This window comes from Pseudoalteromonas sp. MMG033, from assembly GCF_057197785.1.
Map to the genome: position 1 here is coordinate 1299153 of NZ_JBXVAL010000002.1, position 19924 is coordinate 1319076.

The window sequence follows — 19924 nt, forward strand, 5'->3', positions numbered from 1 at the left end:
ACATTGCGCAAAGAACGCACAGAACATCATGCTTAAAGCGACTCCCAACCAACTTTTTGCATGAATGTTTTTTTAAAAAAAACCTCAACCATTGCATTAAATATTCAGTACACACTTATCTCGGAAGTACACTATGATAAAGAAAACAATCGCATTGGCCGTCAGCTCGGTGATCTTACTCGGCGCATGCAATAGCCAAAACGCAACTCAGCCAATGACAAACACACAAGCAACTGCGCAAAAGACGGCACAAAACCCGCTAATGAGCCCAAGCTCATTACAGTATCAAGCACCGGACTTTACGGTCATTAAAGATGAGCACATCGCCCCTGCATTTGAACTTGGTTTTGAACAGCAGCTTCAAGAAGTTGATGACATCATTGCGCAAAATACAGTGACATTTGAAAATACCATTGTTGCGCTTGAAAAAAGCGGTGCACAGCTAAGCCGTGCAAGTGCGTACTTTTCAAACGTCAGTGGCACAGACTCAAACCCAACCCGTCGTGCATTGGCGCAGCAATTCTCGCCACTCATGGCCCAGCATTTCGATAATATTTACCTAAACGATAAGCTATTTGCGCGTGTGCAAAAGATCCACGATAAACGAACCACTTTAAACCTTGACGCCGAGTCAGTAAGACTGATTGAGGTTTACTACAAGCGCTTTGTAAGAGCGGGCGCTAAGCTAAACGAGTCACAAAAAACGCAGATCAGAGCACTGAACAAAGAGCACTCACAACTGACGACGCAATTTAGCCAAAACCTACTGCAAGAAACACAAAATATTGCTGTTGTTGTAGAAGACAAAACGCAGCTTAAAGGCTTAGCAGATGCGCAAATTGACGTCATGGCAAGCGCTGCTGAAAAAGCGGGCCACAAGGGTAAATACCTTATTAGCATTACCAATACCACGCGCCAGCCAATCCTTGCACAGCTAGAAAACCGCGATTTAAGAGAGCGCGTATGGCTTGCTTCTGCCAACCGTGCACAAACGGGCAAAACCAATAACACTGAGATAGTCAGTCGCCTTGCGCAAATTCGTGCAACACGGGCTCAAATCCTCGGCTTTGATAGCTGGGCCGATTATGGTTTGTCTGATCAAATGGCGCAGAATCCACAAGCTGTATTTGACATGTTCTCTGGCATGACTGAGCAGTTAATGAAAAACGCGGCGCAAGAGACTCAGGCGATTCAAGACAAAATAGCGCAAAACGGTGAAAGCTTTAAAGTGCAACCTTGGGATTGGGCATTTTATGCTGAGCAAGTACGCCAAGATAAGTTTGCGTTAAATGAAAGCAGTGTTAGACCTTATTTTGAGTTTAACCGTGTGTTGGAAGACGGCGTGTTCTTCACCATGAAAGAGCTATACGGTATCGAGTTTAAATTGCGCCCAGATTTGCCTGTCTATCACCCAGAGGTTAAAGCGTATGAAATCTTTGACCACGATGGCAAAAGCCTAGCAATTTTCTATGCAGACTACTTCGCCCGTCAGGGTAAAAGTGGCGGTGCTTGGATGAATTCATTTGTTGATCAGTCGCACTTACTTGAGCAAAAACCTGTGGTCGTGAATGTGATGAATATCGCCAAAGCACCTGAAGGACAGCCTACCTTGCTAAGCTATGGCGAAGTCACAACCATCTTCCATGAGCTTGGGCATGGCATTCACGGCATGCTGTCGGATGTAAACTACCCTTCTTTGTCAGGCACTTCAGTTTCAAGAGACTTTGTTGAGTTTCCATCTACCTTTGAAGAAGACTGGGCCATTCACCCAAAAGTCATTGCTAATTACGCCAAGCACTACAAAACTAATGAAGCAATTCCACCAGCACTACTCGATAAGTTAGTGCGCTCACGTAGCTTTAACCAAGGCTTTGATACGCTAGAGTATGTTGCAGCTGCACTGGTAGACATGGAATGGCACTCACTCAAACCAGAGGAAAAAGTAACCGACTTAGAAGCGTTTGAGCAAAAGGTATTGAAAAAGCACGGCTTGTACGTACCGCATATTCAACCACGCTATAAGTCAGCCTATTTCTCACACTCAATGGGCGGCGGTTACTCGGCAGGTTACTACGCCTACATGTGGAGTGAAATCCTAGCGGCAGATGCTTTCGCTTACGTACAATCACAAGGTGGCTTAAACAGAAAAATCGGCGACCACTACCGAAAAAATATTCTAGAAGTGGGTAACTCACGCCCGTTAATGGAGTCTTACAAAGCATTTAGAGGTCAAGCACCAACGACCGATGCGCTGTTAAAGCGTCGCGGTTTGAGTAGCAATTAAGCTCATTACTCGATAAACATATCAGTATATCAGTGGCCTCGTATGGGGCCATTTTTTGTGGGTAGCTGGTTTATGTTGGAAGCGGAGCTTCATTGCGTGACTCGTTTATACCTCAAAACGTGTTTAGGCGAATGCCTCAAAAGAATAGCGGCCATTAGAAAGTTTATTTTAAAGCACTGATGTTAAGTCCAGTTGCTTTGTGTTTCTTCTATAGTCAAGCAAACGACCCATTGGGTCGATATTAAATTTTTATGTGCTCGGACATTGCAACCATATGATTATTTGGGTAATATTCTTAACTAGGACGATGGTGTAAAGGTAACACACTCAGCAATGAGAGTCTGGCAGGGTTCGATTCCCTCCCGTCAAAGGGTATTGAACAACAGTATCTTTTGACGGTAGGAAATTATTATGAGTCATATAGTTTCTAGCCTCTACAAATATCACACAGAAAACCTCAGATTTCTTACACAAGCATTGGAAACAAATGCTGCTTCCACTCGCCATGCAATAGAAACTCAAGACGCAGATAAGACAAAAATCTTAGAAAGAATGCATCACTTTTTACTTGGAGCGTGGGCAGAGGTACGTTTGAGTAAACTGTTAAACGAAACAAACGCTTTTCACTCTTCTGAACTAAGTCAAATTGATGCGTGTAATTCTCAGCTAGATAAGTGGAACAAAGTCATCGAATTGTCCTTTCGCCGTCATTATAATGTGCCAAATGCGGACTTAACTCAAAACAGCTTAACTCCAACTGTATTTTACCGCTATGACGTAATTTCTGGTGTAGTTAATAACGAATTGAAAGACGTCATAGAAATTCGCAATCGAATTGCTCATGGTCAATGGGTAAAACTACTTAACAGTGAAGCTAGCGGAATCGAGCAAGATAAAATGGCTAAGATTAGCCGAGAAAATCTTCAAAAAATGATATTTAAACAAAGCATGATTAATTATCTTGCCAATCTAATCCATGACCTTGTTGTTTCGCCTGCAACCTTTGAGCGCGATTTTGATAAACACTACAAAGGTGTTATTCAATGCCAAAACTTCATTGCTGAAAAGTCATACTCGAAATACGTAAATCAACTAGTTTCAAGTTACGAAAATGGACAATTGAAAAAGGCTGCTAACTTAAAGCAAAAAATCCGAGAAGAGTATTTGCAAGAAATACAGCGTTTAGGGTTTATTGATAAGCTGAAATTGATCTTCCAAAGGCGCATATAACAAAGCATTTAACAAAAGCAAATGGGAACAAAAGCAAATGTCAAAAGCAAATGGGACAGTCACAAATTCTTTGCATAAATTACGTTGCTTGACTACTGTTTAAATATCCAGCTTAAAGTTGAGTTAAATAGATATGACAAGAGCAAGGAAAGCACTGATAGATTTGTCGTCGATGCCTTATTATCACTTGATAGCACGGTGTGTACGCCGTGCTTTTTTGTGCGGAAATGATAAGTATACAGGTAAAGACAAACTAAATAGGACAGTCACAAATTCTTTGCATAAATTACGTTGCTTGACTACTGTTTAAATATCCAGCCCAATTTGAGTTGAATAGATATGACAAGAGCAAGGAAAGCACTGATAGATTTGTCGTCGACGCCTTATTATCACTTGATAGCACGGTGTGTACGCCGTGCTTTTTTGTGTGGAGAAGATAAGTACACAGGTAAAAACTTTGACCATCGACGGACATGGTTAGTCGAGAGAGTAAAACTGCTAAGCAGTGTGTTTGCGATTGAAATAGCGGCTTATGCCATTATGAGTAATCACTATCATTTGGTTGTTAAAGTGAATAGACAGCAAGCACTTAGTTGGTCAGATAACGAGGTAATATCTAGATGGTATAAGTTGTACAAGGGTAGTCCCATCACTGATAAACAGCGAAACGGTGATACCCTTAGTGAGGCAGAGCAACTGCTTGTATCTGAGTTAGTTGAAAAGTGGCGAGCTAGGCTGTTTGACATTAGTTGGTTCATGAAAAATCTTAATGAGTTCATCGCAAAGGAAGCAAACAAGGAAGATAACTGCACGGGTAAATACTGGGAAGGGCGATATAAATCACAAGCCTTGTTAGATGAAACGGCATTGCTCAGTTGCATGGCTTATGTAGATCTAAACCCAATTCGATCCAACATGGCAAATAATCTAGAGGATAGTGATTTCACATCGATTCAAGAGCGCATAAAGCACTTTAAAAACACCAAATCAAACGCAAAGAAATCAAATCCAAATGAAGCCAAGCGCCAAACTAAACAACCTAAATCACTAACACCGTTTGGTGCGAGGGAGTATGAAAACACAATACCTTTATCATTAATTGACTACCTTGAGCTAGTTGACTGGACGGGCCGGCATGTTCATCCCAAAAAAAGGGGTTACATACCAAAAAGTATGCCCAATATTTTAGTATCACTGAACATCGAAGAAGCGACGTGGCTGGATAGGGTGCAAAATTTTGGAAATCACTATGGTAACTTTGCGGGTTCACAAACTGTGTTAAGAGCACATGCCGCTAAAAATGATGTAAATTGGTATAAAGGAGTTGGTTAGTAAAAAGTAGATTTAGCCTTGCTTATCAATCTAGACTCTTCTTGTTTAATAAAATTAATATATTCCTAAATTATATTTATTTCTACCATAAGGCGGATTTTAACCTCGCCACTAAGAAATACCTTAGGCTTGGAATACATTTTGCTGTTCAACTCTAACTTTTTTAAAAAATGCCTGTCCCATTTGTTTTTTTCTTGTTTAAGAAAATGAATATATTCCTAAATTATATTTATTTCTACCATAAGGCGGATTCTAACCTCGCCACTAAGAAATACCTTAGGCTTAGAATACATTTTTCTGTTCAATTCTAACTTTTTAAAAAATGCCTGTCCCATTTGTTTTTGCCATTTGCATTTGTTTTCGTCCCATTTGTTTTTCAAAACCTATTTAAATAAAATGTATTAGTTTAAAGCTAGTAAACTAAGCAAACTAAAAGATACGGACAAAAATTAGTTAGCTTTTTTTCTTCTCAAATTATAGCCAACTAAACTTTGCCGTTTATTTACGGCGTTAGGTATAAATAATGGACCATTCACAAGCAGAAAAATATCTATTAGAAACCACACGAGCTTACATACTCGCCAGTGGAGATAAAGAAAATGCAATTGCTTTCCTAGTTAAGGAAGGATTCTCTAATATAGCTGCTGCATTATATGCAGATTTAGTTCCAATGGCATTTGGCTGGGGACTACTTAAGACAATGGGAGTACAGAAATTCCCATCAGAATTTGATCTCACGGATACAGGAGAAAAGGTTAAGGTTTCAGATAGTCATATCTTTACTACTGCATTGGGTATTGCGCTCGATGTATTTCAAAACGGATACACTGATATATTCAGTCAAAGAGTCGTAGAAATGCTCATTTCCCACTCTGCAGAAGTAGCCGCATTGAACAAAGCTCTCAATTCAGAACCTGATTTAAACCTATCTGAAGTATCATTTTCATCATCTTTACTTGGTTATACTTCCGTGGAATTTGAGCAAAATGCCTAACAAAGCGTATAAAGCCGACCTCCGTTTGTGCTCAGCGTTAGCAGCTACTGAAAACTCTATGTCCAGTCGTAAACATTTCAAAGGTATCGCTTACAACCTCGCTCAGTTTTGTATTAGCCGGAACAACGATCTGCTTGGGTACTGGGCAATAGGGCAACTTTACTCCTTTGCTTTAGAGCAAGGTGTAAACGAAGTCGTTATTGATGTTTTGCGACAAGAAGTTCGACCTCAGACACATAGATTTTCGGAGTTGAGTGCGGCATATCTTGACCTTGTGGTAAAAATTGCAGCTAGTAATGGCGCTAGGTTTGATTACTTAGAGGAGGCTGTTGTAATTTTCATGTTTGATGTTGAGTATCAACGTAAATATCACTGGTTTGGCTCTGCTCTAGGAAAACCATTTCTATGTGTTGTTGAGCTAACAAGTGATCTTGGTAAAAGATATAGTGCAACATTAGGCTGTAATATAAGGCCTCATGACCCGAACCGAGAGTATCGACGGGAACACTTCTAACAAAACCACACAACAGATTGCCCGACGAAACAACCAAATGAGACAATCACAAATGTTCTCACCAAGGCTGTCATGCTAATTGCTGCGCTAGTCGCCCGCCAGCTATTGGCTTAATTATTAGCAGGGCGTTTGCAATACAAGGGAAGTATGGCTTTTAATTGTCCACACTGTAATCATAAAAGCGTAAGTCATTTTTCAAAGTTTCTATCTTTTGAAGGTAGTCCTGCGACATGTTCAAACTGCGGAAAACACTCTATTGATGCTAAAGGCGTTAATGACTCTTATCGGCAAATAGTTTTTCTTGGCTTCGTTGTTTTTGGTCCGTTATCGCTATTTACTCAGACTATTTTATATTTGGTTATCTGGTTTGCTTTCACCACAATGTTTCCAATTTACTCTCTTTACTGCATACCGTTAGAGCCAATTGAAACTGAAAAAGTGAAACACTATAAAACCAAAAGTTTTGTTTCTATTAGTATTTTTTCTGCTTTAATTTTATTGGTGGCAATCTTTGAGTAGTATTACTAACAAGCTATTTAAGCCGAAAATAAAAGTGTCTGTCCTAACTTTAGCGTGGGTAAATATAGCAAACGAATCAATGTATGGACTAATAAAGCTTGGCTTGGTCCGTGTCTCACCAATTTTAGCCAAGCATTATTAGCCCGTTGTGCGAGGCGTTAAATAGCATTCAGGAATCTAATGTGAAATTTAAATGGTCAGTTTTGGGGCTTAGCTTTATGCTGTTGTTTCATTTTTTATCTACTTATCTTAAAAGTAACCATGAATTACATTTTTCTTTCGAGTTAAATAGTGAAGAAAAATTGATCCATTATAGTGAATTAAAGTCAGGTTTTAGCGATTGGACTTATGTAATGGTATATTCGACTAAAGACGAAATGCTCATTAATAAAATTGTTGAAAATTGGAAACTAAAGCCTTCATCCACTTATGAAGATAACCCCTTTTCCTTTATGGCTTCATTTTCAGAAAGGCCTGTATGGTGGCCAACAAGTAACGAACTAAATAATATCAGTACAAAATATTTTAGAGTTGATAAAGCTAGTGAGCAATATTGGAGTTTATGGGTTCCGGAAAACAAAGGCGTTATATTCGTAGAAAGAGGTAATTGGTAGCGTCATTTAACAGGTTACAAAAGCGGGAAAATGATTGCAAAAAACCATATGGGACAGGCACAGATTGATCTCGAATAAAAGAAAAGTGCCTGCCCTATTTGTTCAGAGTTTTGTTTCGTTTTAATGGTTTACGCAATTTGCTCTTGCCATGCTCACTAACCCCATGGATACTGAAAACATACTTGGCTAAATTAAATCAATGCCAACAACTTTAATTTAAGATATATGGAATCTCCTCATCTTAGTTCAATAACACTATGGCACCTTGTGGCTAGTTTGTTGGGGAACCAATATCATTTGTTAGCTGCTAAGAGAAATGTTCAGACCTAAACGATGTAGAAGCCTAATACATAGTATCGCGCACCATGCTGTAAGTGCACTAAGTTGGTTGCACCCAGAGCTGGGAGAAAATTGTATGCAGGGAAATGTACAAGAGTTCAGGTATGATTTGCTTAACGGTATATACTTGCCCGTTGATTTTAAGATCTGCGAAAGCAAATCCCTTGCTCTAAAAGCACTTTCAGAAACCTTCTTCAAAATTGCTGAATCTGAAGGAATCAAAGAAAGTGATTTAGGTTCAGCCATTATTGTTTTTGGTTTTAAATTTGATAGCTGGCCTTACTTTTGTGAAGTATCAGTGACCTCTAAGTGCGGTTCAACTATGAAAGTAAAAGTTGATAGCATGGGTAATAAATTTAATATGGTTAATGAGTTAATTTATAAGTACAGCTAACAAGTCATTCAAATGATTTAATACACCCATCCGTCAAAACCATATTCGAGGGCGACACTCCGTATCAACAGTCACTGCCAGTACAATCCAGTGCCTGTTGCAATACCGCTTGATAGGTGCCGTCTGCTTTCATTTTCAACAAGGTGGCATCAAAGCGTTTTTTCAGCTTTTCTCCGCGTCTGGTTTTTGGAAATGCAAAATAACTTGGGATAGCGTATGCGTATTCTGTATGTCGTTTAATTTCATTTTGAATATCAAGCCGGCGTAATATATCCGCCCCACCCAACTGATTGCTTATTACGATGTCAACACGGCCAGCCAGTAAAAGTTTAAAGCTTTGCATCCCTGAATTTGCTTCCACAATTTTATGGATCTGTCCTTGTTTGATTGCTTGGTCAATTTCAAAGCCATAACTGACATTTCTGACCAAGCCTACGCTTAACTCACTCAACTCATCAATTGTGCCAGTCAGGTTTAACTTACTATCTCGTTTACTAAAAATAGACACCGATTGATTGATCAAGACCTGCTCAGAGAACAGCATGGTTTTTTTTCGCGCTTTAGAACTGTAAATTGTGAAGATACCATCTGCATGGCCTGATTGGATCTCTCTAATTGCCCTACCCCATGGCATAAATCGAACTGCAATAGGCTTATCCATGCGCTCGAATATCTCATTGACCATGGCAATGCCAACACCTTTAGGCTGGTTGCCTTCTAAATATTGATAAGGAGGATATTCTAATGTCACAAACTGTAATACGCGTGCTGCAAGTGCTTTCTGACTTAACAGCAGTAATAAGCTTGCAGCGAGATAGACTGACAAGTTGCCACATTGACATTTTACTTTGAAAAAGTGCCCAGCCATCGCACGCCAACTCATCATCACAGCTTAAAACTCAACTTTTAATTTGATATACGCCCTGCGCCCTCTTGGATCGCCTGTTCTGGGATCGTAACTGCCTGCAATATCCACAAAAGGCGGGGCTTTGTCCGTTACATTTACAACACCCACGGTAATATTTGTATTTACACCGGCTTTTATTAACTCACCCATATCGACTTCATATTGAAGATCGAGTGTATTAAACGAGTTGATTTTCTCTAAGGTGACATCATTTTCGTAACTAGCAACATGGCGAAAAAACACGTTGGCACTGTGTGCCTCAAACAGCCAGTTTATGCCAAAGCTGCCTTTAAGTTTAGGGGTCGGATTACCCACCGTATTGCGATTAAGTTTACCAAGGCCATCGCTAACCACACCGGCATTATCGGTCAAATCATACTCCAAAATATATGACCCCCAAAGCTGGGGCGTGAATCTACCAAAACGCGTATCCCACTGATACATGGCATTAAAGTCTATACCTGATGTATCAATGGCTTCCGCATTAATAAAACGGGTATTGACGATTGAAATTGTGCCAGCTGATGTGCGAATTACCCGCTCAGGATCGTCTGCAAAGGCATTTACTACGGCTTGATGGCTTTCCCGCGTCAGCACCTCCTCAAACGAAAAGCGCCAGTAGTCTATATCCATGTCAAACTGGTTTACACTATATGTGCCCCCGATGTTCAGCGCCGTAGAAGTTTCTGGCACTAAGTCAGGGTCTCCAACGGTTCTATTCCCACCAAATGTCGTTGAGCCATCTCTGGGATCTGTAATATTGGCAAAATTCGTTTGTACTCCTTTTAACTGATGCACAGAAGGAGCGCGAAACGACGTACTATATGATCCTCTCACAGATAAATTCGAAGAGGCATGCCAAAGTATCGACACCTTAGGATCTGTGGTATCTCCGCCTAAATCGCCATAATCTTCATAGCGCAGTGCAAGGCCCAGCTCTAGTTGTTCAAAGATAGGTAACCTCAATTCTGTAAATACCGCTTTGACATCACGGTCGCCTTCAACATTCTGATTACCAATTAAAAATGCGAACCTGTCTTGCTGGGTCAAGGCATCATACACAGAGCGAATGGACTCTTTTCGATATTGCATACCCAACGCCATTGCCGCAAAACCTGCATCCATTTCAATCAATTCGTCAAATGCGATGACGCCCTCAACAACTTGCATCTCAGATTCTACATTGCCAATATAATCGCCAATGATATAGCCTCGGAGTTGCTCATTAGCACCTGCTTGCGGATCGAATGGGTTAAAATACAAGCACTCTCCTGCGCCAGCTACAGCACCAAGGCCTTGCCGACAGTTAATGCCGCCATACCCCAGCAATGCAGACTGGAAATTATCCGCTATTACGTCTTTAGGATTTAAAAATGCCTCATTTTTAGCAGTCACGTAGGATACTTGCCAAAATTTATCCGTGCCTATGGCCCCATCAATACCCAATGCAACACGGGTAGTTTGATGCGAATAAAAGTTGATTTCCGTGGGCTTGCCCACACCGAATGGGCGACCTCGGAAGAAGATGTCTTCGTTATAAAAATTGTTAGGATGGCTTGCTAATACGCTGGGGGCATTCAAGACCGGAAAGCTCGGGGAAACTTCTCTTGATACGTCGTTATCTGCAAATCCCGCTTCAAACCACAGCTCTGTATCATCATTCCATGCCCATTTTGTGCGCATGTATAGCTGTAGCCTGTCTTCATTGGGCACCGCTGTAATTTGAGGGGCAAAATCAAACAAACAAAACGAATTGCCATTACTGCCCTCGGACACACTCCCGCCATTTTGCACACAATTGGGATCTGCAACGGTGAGGCCGTCAGGGTTATCATCATTGGCAAGCGACGGGATCACAAAGCTTCCAGGATTACCGAAACTACTATATGCAGGTTGCACCCAATCAACCTCTGAGAGCACCAAACTGCTTCGCTCTAAATAACTCGCGGCGAACAAAACATGACTAGACTCACCCGTATCGCTACCAAATACAAAGTCCACTTTTGTCTCGTCTTGACTGCCATCACTGATACGTTTGCGATATTCATACTGCACTTCACTGCCGTTTAAATCATCTCGACTAATAAAGTTCACAACCCCCGCAACCGCATCTGAGCCATAAATCGCTGATGCTCCGTCTTTGAGGATTTCCACCCGTTGAATTGCCAAGGTCGGAATGAGTGACGCCGTATCAACAAAGCTAGCTCCTTGATCGGTCACAACCGCTGATACCACTTGCCGCCGACCATTCAATAACACCAAGGTAGAAGAGACGCCGAGCCCTCTCAAATTGATATTTGAAGTCCCGACGGTAAAGTTTTGCGTTAAGTTATCAGAATTATTCTGCGCGCCTGCATTAAATGGTAAGGTTTCGATGAGATCTCTGACGTCATTCGCGCCAATTGTCGAAAGTACTTTTGCATCAATACTTGCAATAGGAATAGGGCTTTCAGATTGAGTTGAACGCTTTAGCCTCGTTCCTGTGACCGATATTTTTTCAACCTCTTGCGCGCCGACACACTGTGTGGGCAAATACAACAGTGACCCTGTAAACAACCAGCCCATAAGCCTTGTTGGCTTATAATGAGACATCTCACCTCCACTTCACACCAAGTAAGTGTTACCGCAACTAAATGAATACTCTAAATAAGCATAGAAGATTTTTGGTTATATTCTGGAAAAATTATGCACATACTCAATGGACAAACGCGAGACCCCTTATTGTGCAATGCTGTTGGTTATAAAACAAAAAAGCCCAGCGATTGCTGGGCTTAAAACTACTCAATTAAATATAATCAATCAGATTTGCTTACCACATTTTCGAAATCTTGATATCTGCTGTTGCACCATCAGCTGATTGACCAACCACTTCAAACATCAAACCAAGCTTTGGTAATTTAGTGCCTGTCGCTGGACGGATGTAGTTTGTATAGTCATCCCAGTCTGCAAAACGCGGGTTTGCATTTGTAAATTGGTCTCTCCAAACCGTTTCAAGATAGCCACCGTTAGCAAGATCGGTGCGGGTCGTTCTGCCCTCGTCACCTAACTGCGGTACTGTGTTAAATGGCGCATCTTTGATCTGTCTGCGACTATTTAAAGGTGTAACACTGCGGTCAGTTACCCACTGGCCTGTCGCGCTATATTCAGTGACATATTCTAAGATAGGATTTCTATCAGCATCTACGATACCTAGGAAACCATGACCTGGGTGTGCAGCAGATAGGTTATCTACACTCGGTACATCGAAGTACTGAAGTGCATAAGACGGGTCAACAAACCATACAAGTAGACCTTCTTCCATGCCTGCGTCTTTTAAGCTTGCATCGAAGCCAACATGCTGACGCCACTCTAGTAGGTAATATGGCGTGTACTGGATGGTGCCATCAGATAATGACGCACTGAATGCAAACTCAACTTTTTCAGGGTTGTTTGACGTAATTTCATTGATAACAACACCGTTATCCGCCACAGAAATGTTGTCTACAGCAACGTATGTTGCATCACCGCCAATTGCATAGTTTTCAATTGTGAAACTCACATCGTCGAATTGCGCTAAAAATGCAATGTCGTAGTTCACTGTAGTCCACTGCCCACTTGTACCACGCACTTTTCTGCCATCTGATGCCATTTCTAATTCTGCAGCGTTAGCTGGTGCTAATGAGCCATAAATGCCTGCGCTTGGCACGCTTACCATTACACGTAAGCCGTATGCACCATTTAGAGATGTCGTTGAATTTAAATCAAAACTTAACGTTGCAGCTTGCGTGTTGTGCAACGGCTGTGCAAATGAAATAGCACTATAGCTAGTTAGGTCAAATGCATTTGCGTTCAGCGGCTCATAAATTCTTTTTGTTTGCTCAGGTAGGTTAATTTTAACTAAATCGTCGTTCAAGCCTTTAACACCTGCTTGAGAAAATTTAACCGTCACACCTTGGCCTGTTAATTCTGCAGCATTAATTTCTTGAGACTGGATCCAGTTACCGCCAAACTTGTTTTGTAAAAACAGTTTTGCGTATGGGCTATAGCCTGTTGGCTTAGTACCTCTTATCACCCCACCCCAGCTACCAGACGCCATTGAAGAGTACGAAGAAACTTTTGCGCCCACACCACCGTGTTTGTCTTCTGAATAAGCAATATCATACTCATCAGGCAAGCCTAGATCATGGCCCAACTCATGCGCTAATAGACCAATTGTTGCATCAATAGGCTGAATTACATAACTGCCGATACGTGCTGTTTTGCCAACCGTTTCGTTAACCACATCTGCATTTACAACGTGTCTGTGTGACCAGATATAATTATTGAATGGACTGTTTGGATCTGGGCGAAGTGCGCGAGGCTCTGACTCTTCACCAAGTGTTGAGTGAACAATACTTAAATGGTCGATTTGACCATCATTATCCAAGTCGTAATCACTTAAATTAAAGTTTTCATCGGCAAGTACGTTATATACTGCTTCTTTAATTAATGCGTGCGTATCAGCTTTATAATATGGGTGTGCAAACTCTGTTTTGTACCAACCAAACACACCACCGTCTACATCAAAAGAGCCACCACTTTGGTCAATAAAGTACTCACGCATACTTGGAAGCGTATCACCACGAGGTCCTTTATAACCATTTTTGGAGAAAATCATCTCTTCATAATGCTCTGGTGTATAGTCTTCGTAATAATGTCTGCTTGGTGTATCTTCAGGTTTAATTGAGTTATGCGGAACGTCTGAGAACTCCATCAAAATGGTAAGTACTTTACGTGTTGTAACCTCTCCATGCCACTGGCGTGTTTGTGAGGTAACATCACCATTTTGGACAACTAAAGGTGCACTAAAGTCAGCTGTTAAATTTTTATGTAAGTCAGCATTTTTCTTAAAATTTTCAACTTGAACAGGCGTGATAGATGCATTTTCAGTAGGCGTATTCACGTGGTGAGCATGCGCTTGAGCATAACCACTTAACGCACAAATCACTGCTGCAGTGAGTGAGTTCAGCATGTATTTTTTCATTATTATTTTTCCAAATTATTGAGTCATTAGTGAGCCAAAGCAATAATCAATTAAAATGAATTCATTGCTCTGAGTAACCAAACTCGATAACTTTCAAAAAATAACAACAAAATTAAAATTTTTAAATAAATAATCCAAATCACATCAATAAATAGATGAATTGATACAATATAACAATGACTCAAATAAAATAATAACTATAAAATCCCACCCTATATGCCTACCCTTATATTCATTTATACGATTAAGAAACTAAATTAAGAGTTAAAGCCCACTATTTCATGGGCTTTAATATATCAATTACCAAACTTTAGAAATTCTAACTTCTGCGGTTGAGCTATCTGCTGATTGACCTAATACTTCAAAAATAAGGCCAAGTTTGGGAAGTTTCTTACCCGTTGCTGGACGAACGTAGTTGGTATAATCACCCCAATCTGCAAATCGAGGGTTTGGACTTATAAATTCATCCCGTAAAATCGTTTCTAAATAACCACCATTTGCAAGATCCATTCTTTTTACCTCTCCCACACTGCCTCGCTGAGGTAAGGTGTTAAATGCAGCATCTCTAATTTGCTCACCAGATCTTTGCGGTATGATACTTCTGTCAGCAACCCACTGCCCAGTACTTGTATATTCTGATTGATATTCAAATATCGGGTTTCTATCCGCATCCACAATACCGATCCAGCCCTCTCCTGGGTGCGCTGCAACTTGATTATCCGTACTAGAAATATCAAAAAAATCGGTCATATAAGATGGATCAACATACCAAACCAGCAGACCTTCTTCCATGCCCTCGGTTTTAAGACTTTCATCAAAACCGACATGCTGACGCCACTCTAATAAATAATAAGGCGTATATTGAATAGAGCCGTTCGATAGCTTGGCGTTATATCTAAAATAGACTTGTTCAGTATGATTTGAATTAACAGTCGCCGCGACTTTATCACCATCGAAAATCTCAATATTGTCCGCAGCGACATAGGTCGAATCACCCGCAATCGCTAAATTCAGCAACGAGACGTATACAGTGTCATAGTCTTTAAACGCCGATAAATCATAATGTGCTTTTGTCCACTGCTTATTGGTTGAACGAATAAAGGTATTATTCTGGCTCATCATAAAATCATCGCTGTTGGACGGTTTTATGTTTTCAGAGATGTTTGTACCCGGTACTTGGACGTGCAAGGTGAATCCATAGCTGGGATGAATCGATTGCTCACTGTTTAGATCTAAGCTCAATGAAGGCGCTTGGCTGCCATTGAGAGATACCGCAAAAATTACTTCACTGTAGCTGGTTAAATCAAACGCTTGGTCATTTACTGGTTGATATAGTTGCTTGCTTAACTGCGGTAGGTTCACCTTAACTAAATCGTTATATTTACCTTTTACCCCCGCTGAAGAAAACGGCACAACAACACCTTGCGCGCTCAAATCTTCACTATTGATCTCTGTAGATTGTACCCAGTTCCCACCATATTTATTTTGCAAAAACAACTTCGCATAAGGGCTATAACCCGTTGGCTTTGAGCCTCTGACAACGCCTCCCCATGAACCAGAAGACATCATAGAGTAAGACGCAACCGTTTCTCCAGCTATGCCATAATCATCTTGTGTATACGTTAAGTCATATTCATCCGCTAACCCGAGGCTATGGCTAAATTCGTGTGCGTAAAGCCCCATCGGGGTGTCTATTGGTTGAATGAAATAACTGCCTATCCGCGCCGATTTACCCACACTCTCATTTTTGATCTCTTCATTTACCGTTGAGCGATGTGAGTGGATAAATTGCTTGTAAGGACTATTTGGATCAGGTCGCAAAGCCCTTGGCTCACTTTCACCACCGAGGCTTGAGTGGATAATGCTCAAGTGGTCAATTTCACCGTCATTATTCAAGTCGTAATCGCTTAGTTTGAACCTTTCATCAGCTAACACATGATGAACCGCCTCTTTCACGAGTGCACGTGTGTCTCTTTTATATACCATATGGTCAAAGCGGGATGTATACCAGCCAAATACCTCTCCACTGATATCAAATGACCCGCCACTTTGGTCTAGCACATAATCGCGTACCGTTGGTAACGTTGCAGCCTTCGGGCCCGAATAGCCGTTTTGACCATAAATTAAGTTTTGATAATGATTAATACTGTAGTGTTCTAAGTAATGCTTACTCGGTAAATCATCAGGTTTCATAGAGTTATTTGGAATATCATTAAACTCCATCAATATCGTGAGCACCTTTGCTGTGGTCACATCACCATGCCACTCCCTTGTCTGCGTTTGCCCATCTTGAAAGATCTGCGGTACATTAAAATTCGCTGATAAGTTTTTGTGCAACTGTGCGTCACTATTTTTCTGTTGCAACGCGATAGACTCAGCATCGACTATAGCGACTTGCGCACTGACTCCTGTTGACAATAAAACAGCGACTGCAAGCATATTGAGTTGATATCGTCTCATAACTATCTTCCTATTATTATTCTGATGCCCATCATAGGCACTTTGTTGAGCTTGAGTTTCATCTATAAAAATCAAACCAAGTAAATTGAGCAGAAATAACAAAAATATTGTTTATGATTCAAAAACAACTAAAAAGATAAAAAATAACAAATAAAATCATAAATATAGAGCATCACATTAAGAATAAGTTAAGTGCAAAGTAAGTCACTTATTAGAGCTTGAGTGCATCATATTGGCAGGATTTGAAAAGTGCCTGACAACAGGCACTTGCTTGAAGCTTAAAGGTTTAGCTCTTTAATTTGCTGAGATACGCGCACACCACTGCGCACAGCACCTTCCATATAACCTAGATATAAAGTGTCTGTATGCTCTCCTGCAAAATAAACGAGGCCAACTGGCTGCTGAAATAGCTTCCAGTATTTGCTAATTTGACCTGGTCCGTATGCAATAAAACCACCCTGCGTCCACTCTTCAGCAACCCAGTTTTGCACTTTGGTTGCCACAAGGTACTGCTTAGAGCCTGGGTACATTACTTCGATTTCATCTAGTCTTGCATCAACAATCTGTTGATCAGACCACTCTTTTTGTATCTGACTGTAATCGCCAGATGTATAAGTAATGAGAATACCACCGGTGCCGCCTTGGCGCTCAGTTGTCTCCCAAGTCCACCCTGTCGGTAAGCCACCAGCAACCACTGTGTCACCGCCTAAATTTTGGTCTAACCAAAAGCGCTGATTATATTGCAGGAGTACTTTAGAATGAGACCCATAGTTGATGCTGTTTGCTGCATCTGTTAACGCTTGTGGTAAGTGCGGGGTAAACGTAATTTTATTTAACACGGGAAGCGGCACTGTAACAACCACCACATCCGCTTCGTAGCTACCACCGGTTGTAGTTTCAACCGTCACGCGATCATTTTGTTCGCTAATACTCACTACTGGCTGGTTTAAGTGGATATCACCTTCAATGTTATCCGCAAAGGCTTGTGCCATCGCTCTACCGCCTTTTAAAAAACGATAACCTTCCACATCATCATCAGAGACCTGCTCATAGACTTTGGCATACTGCGCTAAGTGCAATAGAGACAGATCGCTTGGCTCGTCAAATTCGCCTCTGACAAATTGCTCTGCAAGTAATTCTGCTTCTGGGTGTAATTGAAGCCCATCAATCCAACTTTGCACCGTTGTAAGGTCATACTCTTTTGCCTTATCTAAAAGCGCGGGCTCATCAGGATCTGGGACTGCATCTGCAAGAAGACTTAGCTCATCATAAAAACGGTTATAATCCGCAACAATGTGCGGTGCAAAGTTATTTTCAAAATCGGTATAGCTTACCAATTGACCATCAACATAATAAGCACCGCTTTCTATTTCTCCCCAATATCCGGTGTCTGCAAGTTCCACATTGAAAAGACTAGCATATCGATGGATTTCCTGATGTACCGTCGGCCCATCAATAAACTCTCCACCAATTTCACCATGCTGCTCACCCATATCATATGTGCCTATGCGCCCACCAATCCTATCTTTAGCCTCCAATATCGTTACATCATAACCGATACTCTCTAGCTCATAGGCCGCTGTTAGCCCTGACAAACCCGCACCGACCACCACAGCTTGGTTTACTGTTGGCTTTGCAGCAGGCTTACTCTGTTGGACGACGACCTCATTGGTATCATTGCTTCCACATGCCGATAGTACTGTAGAAAATACCACAGTACTGACGATGATACGCAAAGAGTCCTTTCTCTCTGATAACTTCATAAACACCTCTTTCAACCTAAAAATAAAAAATATAGTTAACAAATTTATTTAGATATATTTCAACCTATTAGCACTAAATATAACCATTTTAAACGGCGGGTGCACGCTATCATGACCCTAAGATATTAACAAGGGCAAAATCATGTTAACGCATCAGTGGGAGAGAAAAATGCTCGGTAGTGTGTCTCAGTTCAAAATATCTAACTAAGCGCTTTATTTATTGTCGAGTAATCGGAACACAAGGACTTCTTGCATGGCGTCAATCGGTTGGAATGCAAGCTCTGTTGCCATCTTGACTGCGATACGCCTTTTTTCAACTAGGGCAAAAGCACCGCTTGGCAAAGGAGTATAGCGCTCATAATACCTTTGCGGTTCATACTGCAAAGCGAGCAAACGAAAAAAATGTGAACCCGGCGCAAGATTTCGCTCTGTGCCTTGATAAAGCACAAGATCATCCACGACACACAACAACGTATACAAGCCCTCATCCTTTTCTGGTGCAACTAAGTACTGAGTTAACTCATCAAAAGCAACGCCACTGCGCAAGGCCTGATAGAGCTCTTGAAAACTATCGATATAAGATACAAATTGATGGCTTTGTGCGAGCGATTGCAGCCTTTGGTGTTTTTGTAGTTCAGTCTCTTCGGGCTTGGTCACTTCTTCTGTGTTTCGCCATGGGGCCAATGACTGCTTCAATTCAAGAAGGGCTTGTGTTTGGCTTTTCGCTTCATCTTCTTGTTGGCGCTTTCTTTGTTCAGCAAGCTGCTGTTGACGCTGCAACAGGGCCTCTTTTTCGTGTATCTCAGCACGTTTTATATTGCCGCTTTCAAACGCATTGATTTTAATATTCATCACTTCTTGCGCTTGCGCAAAAGATAACTGCTCACCATATCGATTAACAATAAAAGCATTGGCGTTAATATAGTCAGGGTTTAAAGACACTAATTCTTGGCGTAGGCTTTGATATCTGTCGTACAACACTTGCTCTTGTGCCAAGGTTCCCTCGCTGCCGCATTGCGGATCACCAAGCCAATGTGCCTCGCGCATGTTACCTACAGTGGCATACATAGCATCCATTAAATCAATGAGTTTGTTCTGAGAATTATCCATCTTTATCTTTGATTTATTATTTATCTATTAGATTAAAACTTAAAAAAACCACCGCTGCAATAAATAAGCATCACCTCTTTAGGGTGATGAATAGACCTAGCTATATGAAAGGAAGACCCGTAAAAAAGCAAATATAATTTACAAAAAACCACACATTTGATAGAAATAAAGACGATAAAAAACAAGGGATAAATTTAAAATAATAAAACCGATAACCCCAGGGTGATAAGTGAGCTGTTAAATTAATATATTTTTCAATTTAAATTATAAATTTGAATAATTAACATTCTTTATTTTAGATAACAAAAAATGTCAATTCAGGCCTTAAAACTAACACCATAATGGAATTAAAAGACCTAAAAACTATAAAAATAACAATTAGATACTGGAACAAAATGGGAGTGTAGATGCATCTGGACGATGCATAAAGTGTAGGCCATGCCTTTACAGCTTATCAAAGTT

Annotated in this window: 13 protein-coding genes; 7 read left to right on the forward strand and 6 right to left on the reverse strand. The window is 40.9% G+C overall.

The features are described 5' to 3' along the window. Positions 1-133 precede the first annotated feature (133 nt). The 7 genes from AC2CZC_RS26510 to AC2CZC_RS26540 all read left to right on the forward strand — a co-directional run bounded on the left by AC2CZC_RS26510 (position 134) and on the right by AC2CZC_RS26540 (position 8220). On the forward strand, positions 134-2284 hold the full coding sequence (locus tag AC2CZC_RS26510; RefSeq protein ID WP_484585335.1) for a M3 family metallopeptidase: 2151 nt from the start codon (positions 134-136) through the stop codon (positions 2282-2284). A 411-nt stretch (positions 2285-2695) separates the two neighbouring features. Continuing rightward, the gene (locus AC2CZC_RS26515; protein WP_484585336.1) at positions 2696-3514 is read left to right on the forward strand and encodes a hypothetical protein; all 819 of its coding nucleotides are present in this window, start codon (positions 2696-2698) and stop codon (positions 3512-3514) included. Positions 3515-3853: 339 nt separating this feature from the next. After that, complete coding sequence (locus AC2CZC_RS26520; RefSeq protein WP_484585337.1) at positions 3854-4846, forward strand: transposase; 993 nt, start codon at positions 3854-3856, stop codon at positions 4844-4846. A gap of 523 nt (positions 4847-5369) precedes the next feature. Beyond that, entirely contained in the window at positions 5370-5840 is a 471-nt protein-coding gene (locus AC2CZC_RS26525; RefSeq protein WP_484585338.1) for a hypothetical protein, read from the forward strand. 58 nt (positions 5841-5898) lie between these two features. Then, on the forward strand, positions 5899-6354 hold the full coding sequence (locus tag AC2CZC_RS26530) for a hypothetical protein (RefSeq protein ID WP_484585339.1): 456 nt from the start codon (positions 5899-5901) through the stop codon (positions 6352-6354). A gap of 701 nt (positions 6355-7055) precedes the next feature. Next, positions 7056-7487, forward strand: a complete 432-nt coding sequence (locus tag AC2CZC_RS26535) for a hypothetical protein (RefSeq protein ID WP_484585340.1) — start codon at positions 7056-7058, stop codon at positions 7485-7487. 415 nt (positions 7488-7902) lie between these two features. Continuing rightward, positions 7903-8220 (forward strand): hypothetical protein, encoded by a 318-nt coding sequence (locus tag AC2CZC_RS26540; RefSeq protein WP_484585341.1) that lies wholly within the window; start codon positions 7903-7905, stop codon positions 8218-8220. Between the two features lie 64 nt (positions 8221-8284). On the opposite strand, the gene AC2CZC_RS26545 is transcribed toward AC2CZC_RS26540, so the two are convergent. The 6 genes from AC2CZC_RS26545 to AC2CZC_RS26570 all read right to left on the reverse strand — a co-directional run bounded on the left by AC2CZC_RS26545 (position 8285) and on the right by AC2CZC_RS26570 (position 19462). Beyond that, positions 8285-9106 carry a substrate-binding periplasmic protein gene (locus AC2CZC_RS26545; RefSeq protein WP_484585342.1) on the reverse strand — a complete coding sequence of 274 codons (822 nt, stop codon included), beginning with the start codon at positions 9104-9106 and terminating at the stop codon, positions 8285-8287. Between the two features lie 6 nt (positions 9107-9112). Continuing rightward, positions 9113-11719, reverse strand: coding sequence for a TonB-dependent receptor plug domain-containing protein (locus AC2CZC_RS26550; RefSeq protein ID WP_484585343.1), 2607 nt, complete (start codon positions 11717-11719; stop codon positions 9113-9115). A 217-nt stretch (positions 11720-11936) separates the two neighbouring features. Beyond that, positions 11937-14129 carry an immune inhibitor A domain-containing protein gene (locus AC2CZC_RS26555; RefSeq protein WP_484585344.1) on the reverse strand — a complete coding sequence of 731 codons (2193 nt, stop codon included), beginning with the start codon at positions 14127-14129 and terminating at the stop codon, positions 11937-11939. A 300-nt stretch (positions 14130-14429) separates the two neighbouring features. Further along, on the reverse strand, positions 14430-16589 hold the full coding sequence (locus AC2CZC_RS26560; protein WP_484585345.1) for an immune inhibitor A domain-containing protein: 2160 nt from the start codon (positions 16587-16589) through the stop codon (positions 14430-14432). A gap of 278 nt (positions 16590-16867) precedes the next feature. Next, positions 16868-18352, reverse strand: coding sequence for a flavin monoamine oxidase family protein (locus AC2CZC_RS26565; protein WP_484585346.1), 1485 nt, complete (start codon positions 18350-18352; stop codon positions 16868-16870). A gap of 213 nt (positions 18353-18565) precedes the next feature. Beyond that, entirely contained in the window at positions 18566-19462 is an 897-nt protein-coding gene (locus AC2CZC_RS26570; RefSeq protein WP_484585347.1) for a hypothetical protein, read from the reverse strand. Positions 19463-19924 lie beyond the last annotated feature (462 nt).

Coding starts and splice junctions, on each gene's coding strand:
- AC2CZC_RS26570 (WP_484585347.1), bottom strand. CDS start 19,462: ATGGATAATTCTCAGAACAAACTCATTGATTTAATGGATGCTATGTAT.
- AC2CZC_RS26530 (WP_484585339.1), top strand. CDS start 5,899: ATGTCCAGTCGTAAACATTTCAAAGGTATCGCTTACAACCTCGCTCAG.
- AC2CZC_RS26520 (WP_484585337.1), top strand. CDS start 3,854: ATGACAAGAGCAAGGAAAGCACTGATAGATTTGTCGTCGACGCCTTAT.
- AC2CZC_RS26555 (WP_484585344.1), bottom strand. CDS start 14,129: ATGAAAAAATACATGCTGAACTCACTCACTGCAGCAGTGATTTGTGCG.
- AC2CZC_RS26540 (WP_484585341.1), top strand. CDS start 7,903: ATGCAGGGAAATGTACAAGAGTTCAGGTATGATTTGCTTAACGGTATA.
- AC2CZC_RS26510 (WP_484585335.1), top strand. CDS start 134: ATGATAAAGAAAACAATCGCATTGGCCGTCAGCTCGGTGATCTTACTC.
- AC2CZC_RS26515 (WP_484585336.1), top strand. CDS start 2,696: ATGAGTCATATAGTTTCTAGCCTCTACAAATATCACACAGAAAACCTC.
- AC2CZC_RS26565 (WP_484585346.1), bottom strand. CDS start 18,352: ATGAAGTTATCAGAGAGAAAGGACTCTTTGCGTATCATCGTCAGTACT.
- AC2CZC_RS26560 (WP_484585345.1), bottom strand. CDS start 16,589: ATGAGACGATATCAACTCAATATGCTTGCAGTCGCTGTTTTATTGTCA.
- AC2CZC_RS26545 (WP_484585342.1), bottom strand. CDS start 9,106: ATGATGAGTTGGCGTGCGATGGCTGGGCACTTTTTCAAAGTAAAATGT.
- AC2CZC_RS26550 (WP_484585343.1), bottom strand. CDS start 11,719: ATGTCTCATTATAAGCCAACAAGGCTTATGGGCTGGTTGTTTACAGGG.
- AC2CZC_RS26525 (WP_484585338.1), top strand. CDS start 5,370: ATGGACCATTCACAAGCAGAAAAATATCTATTAGAAACCACACGAGCT.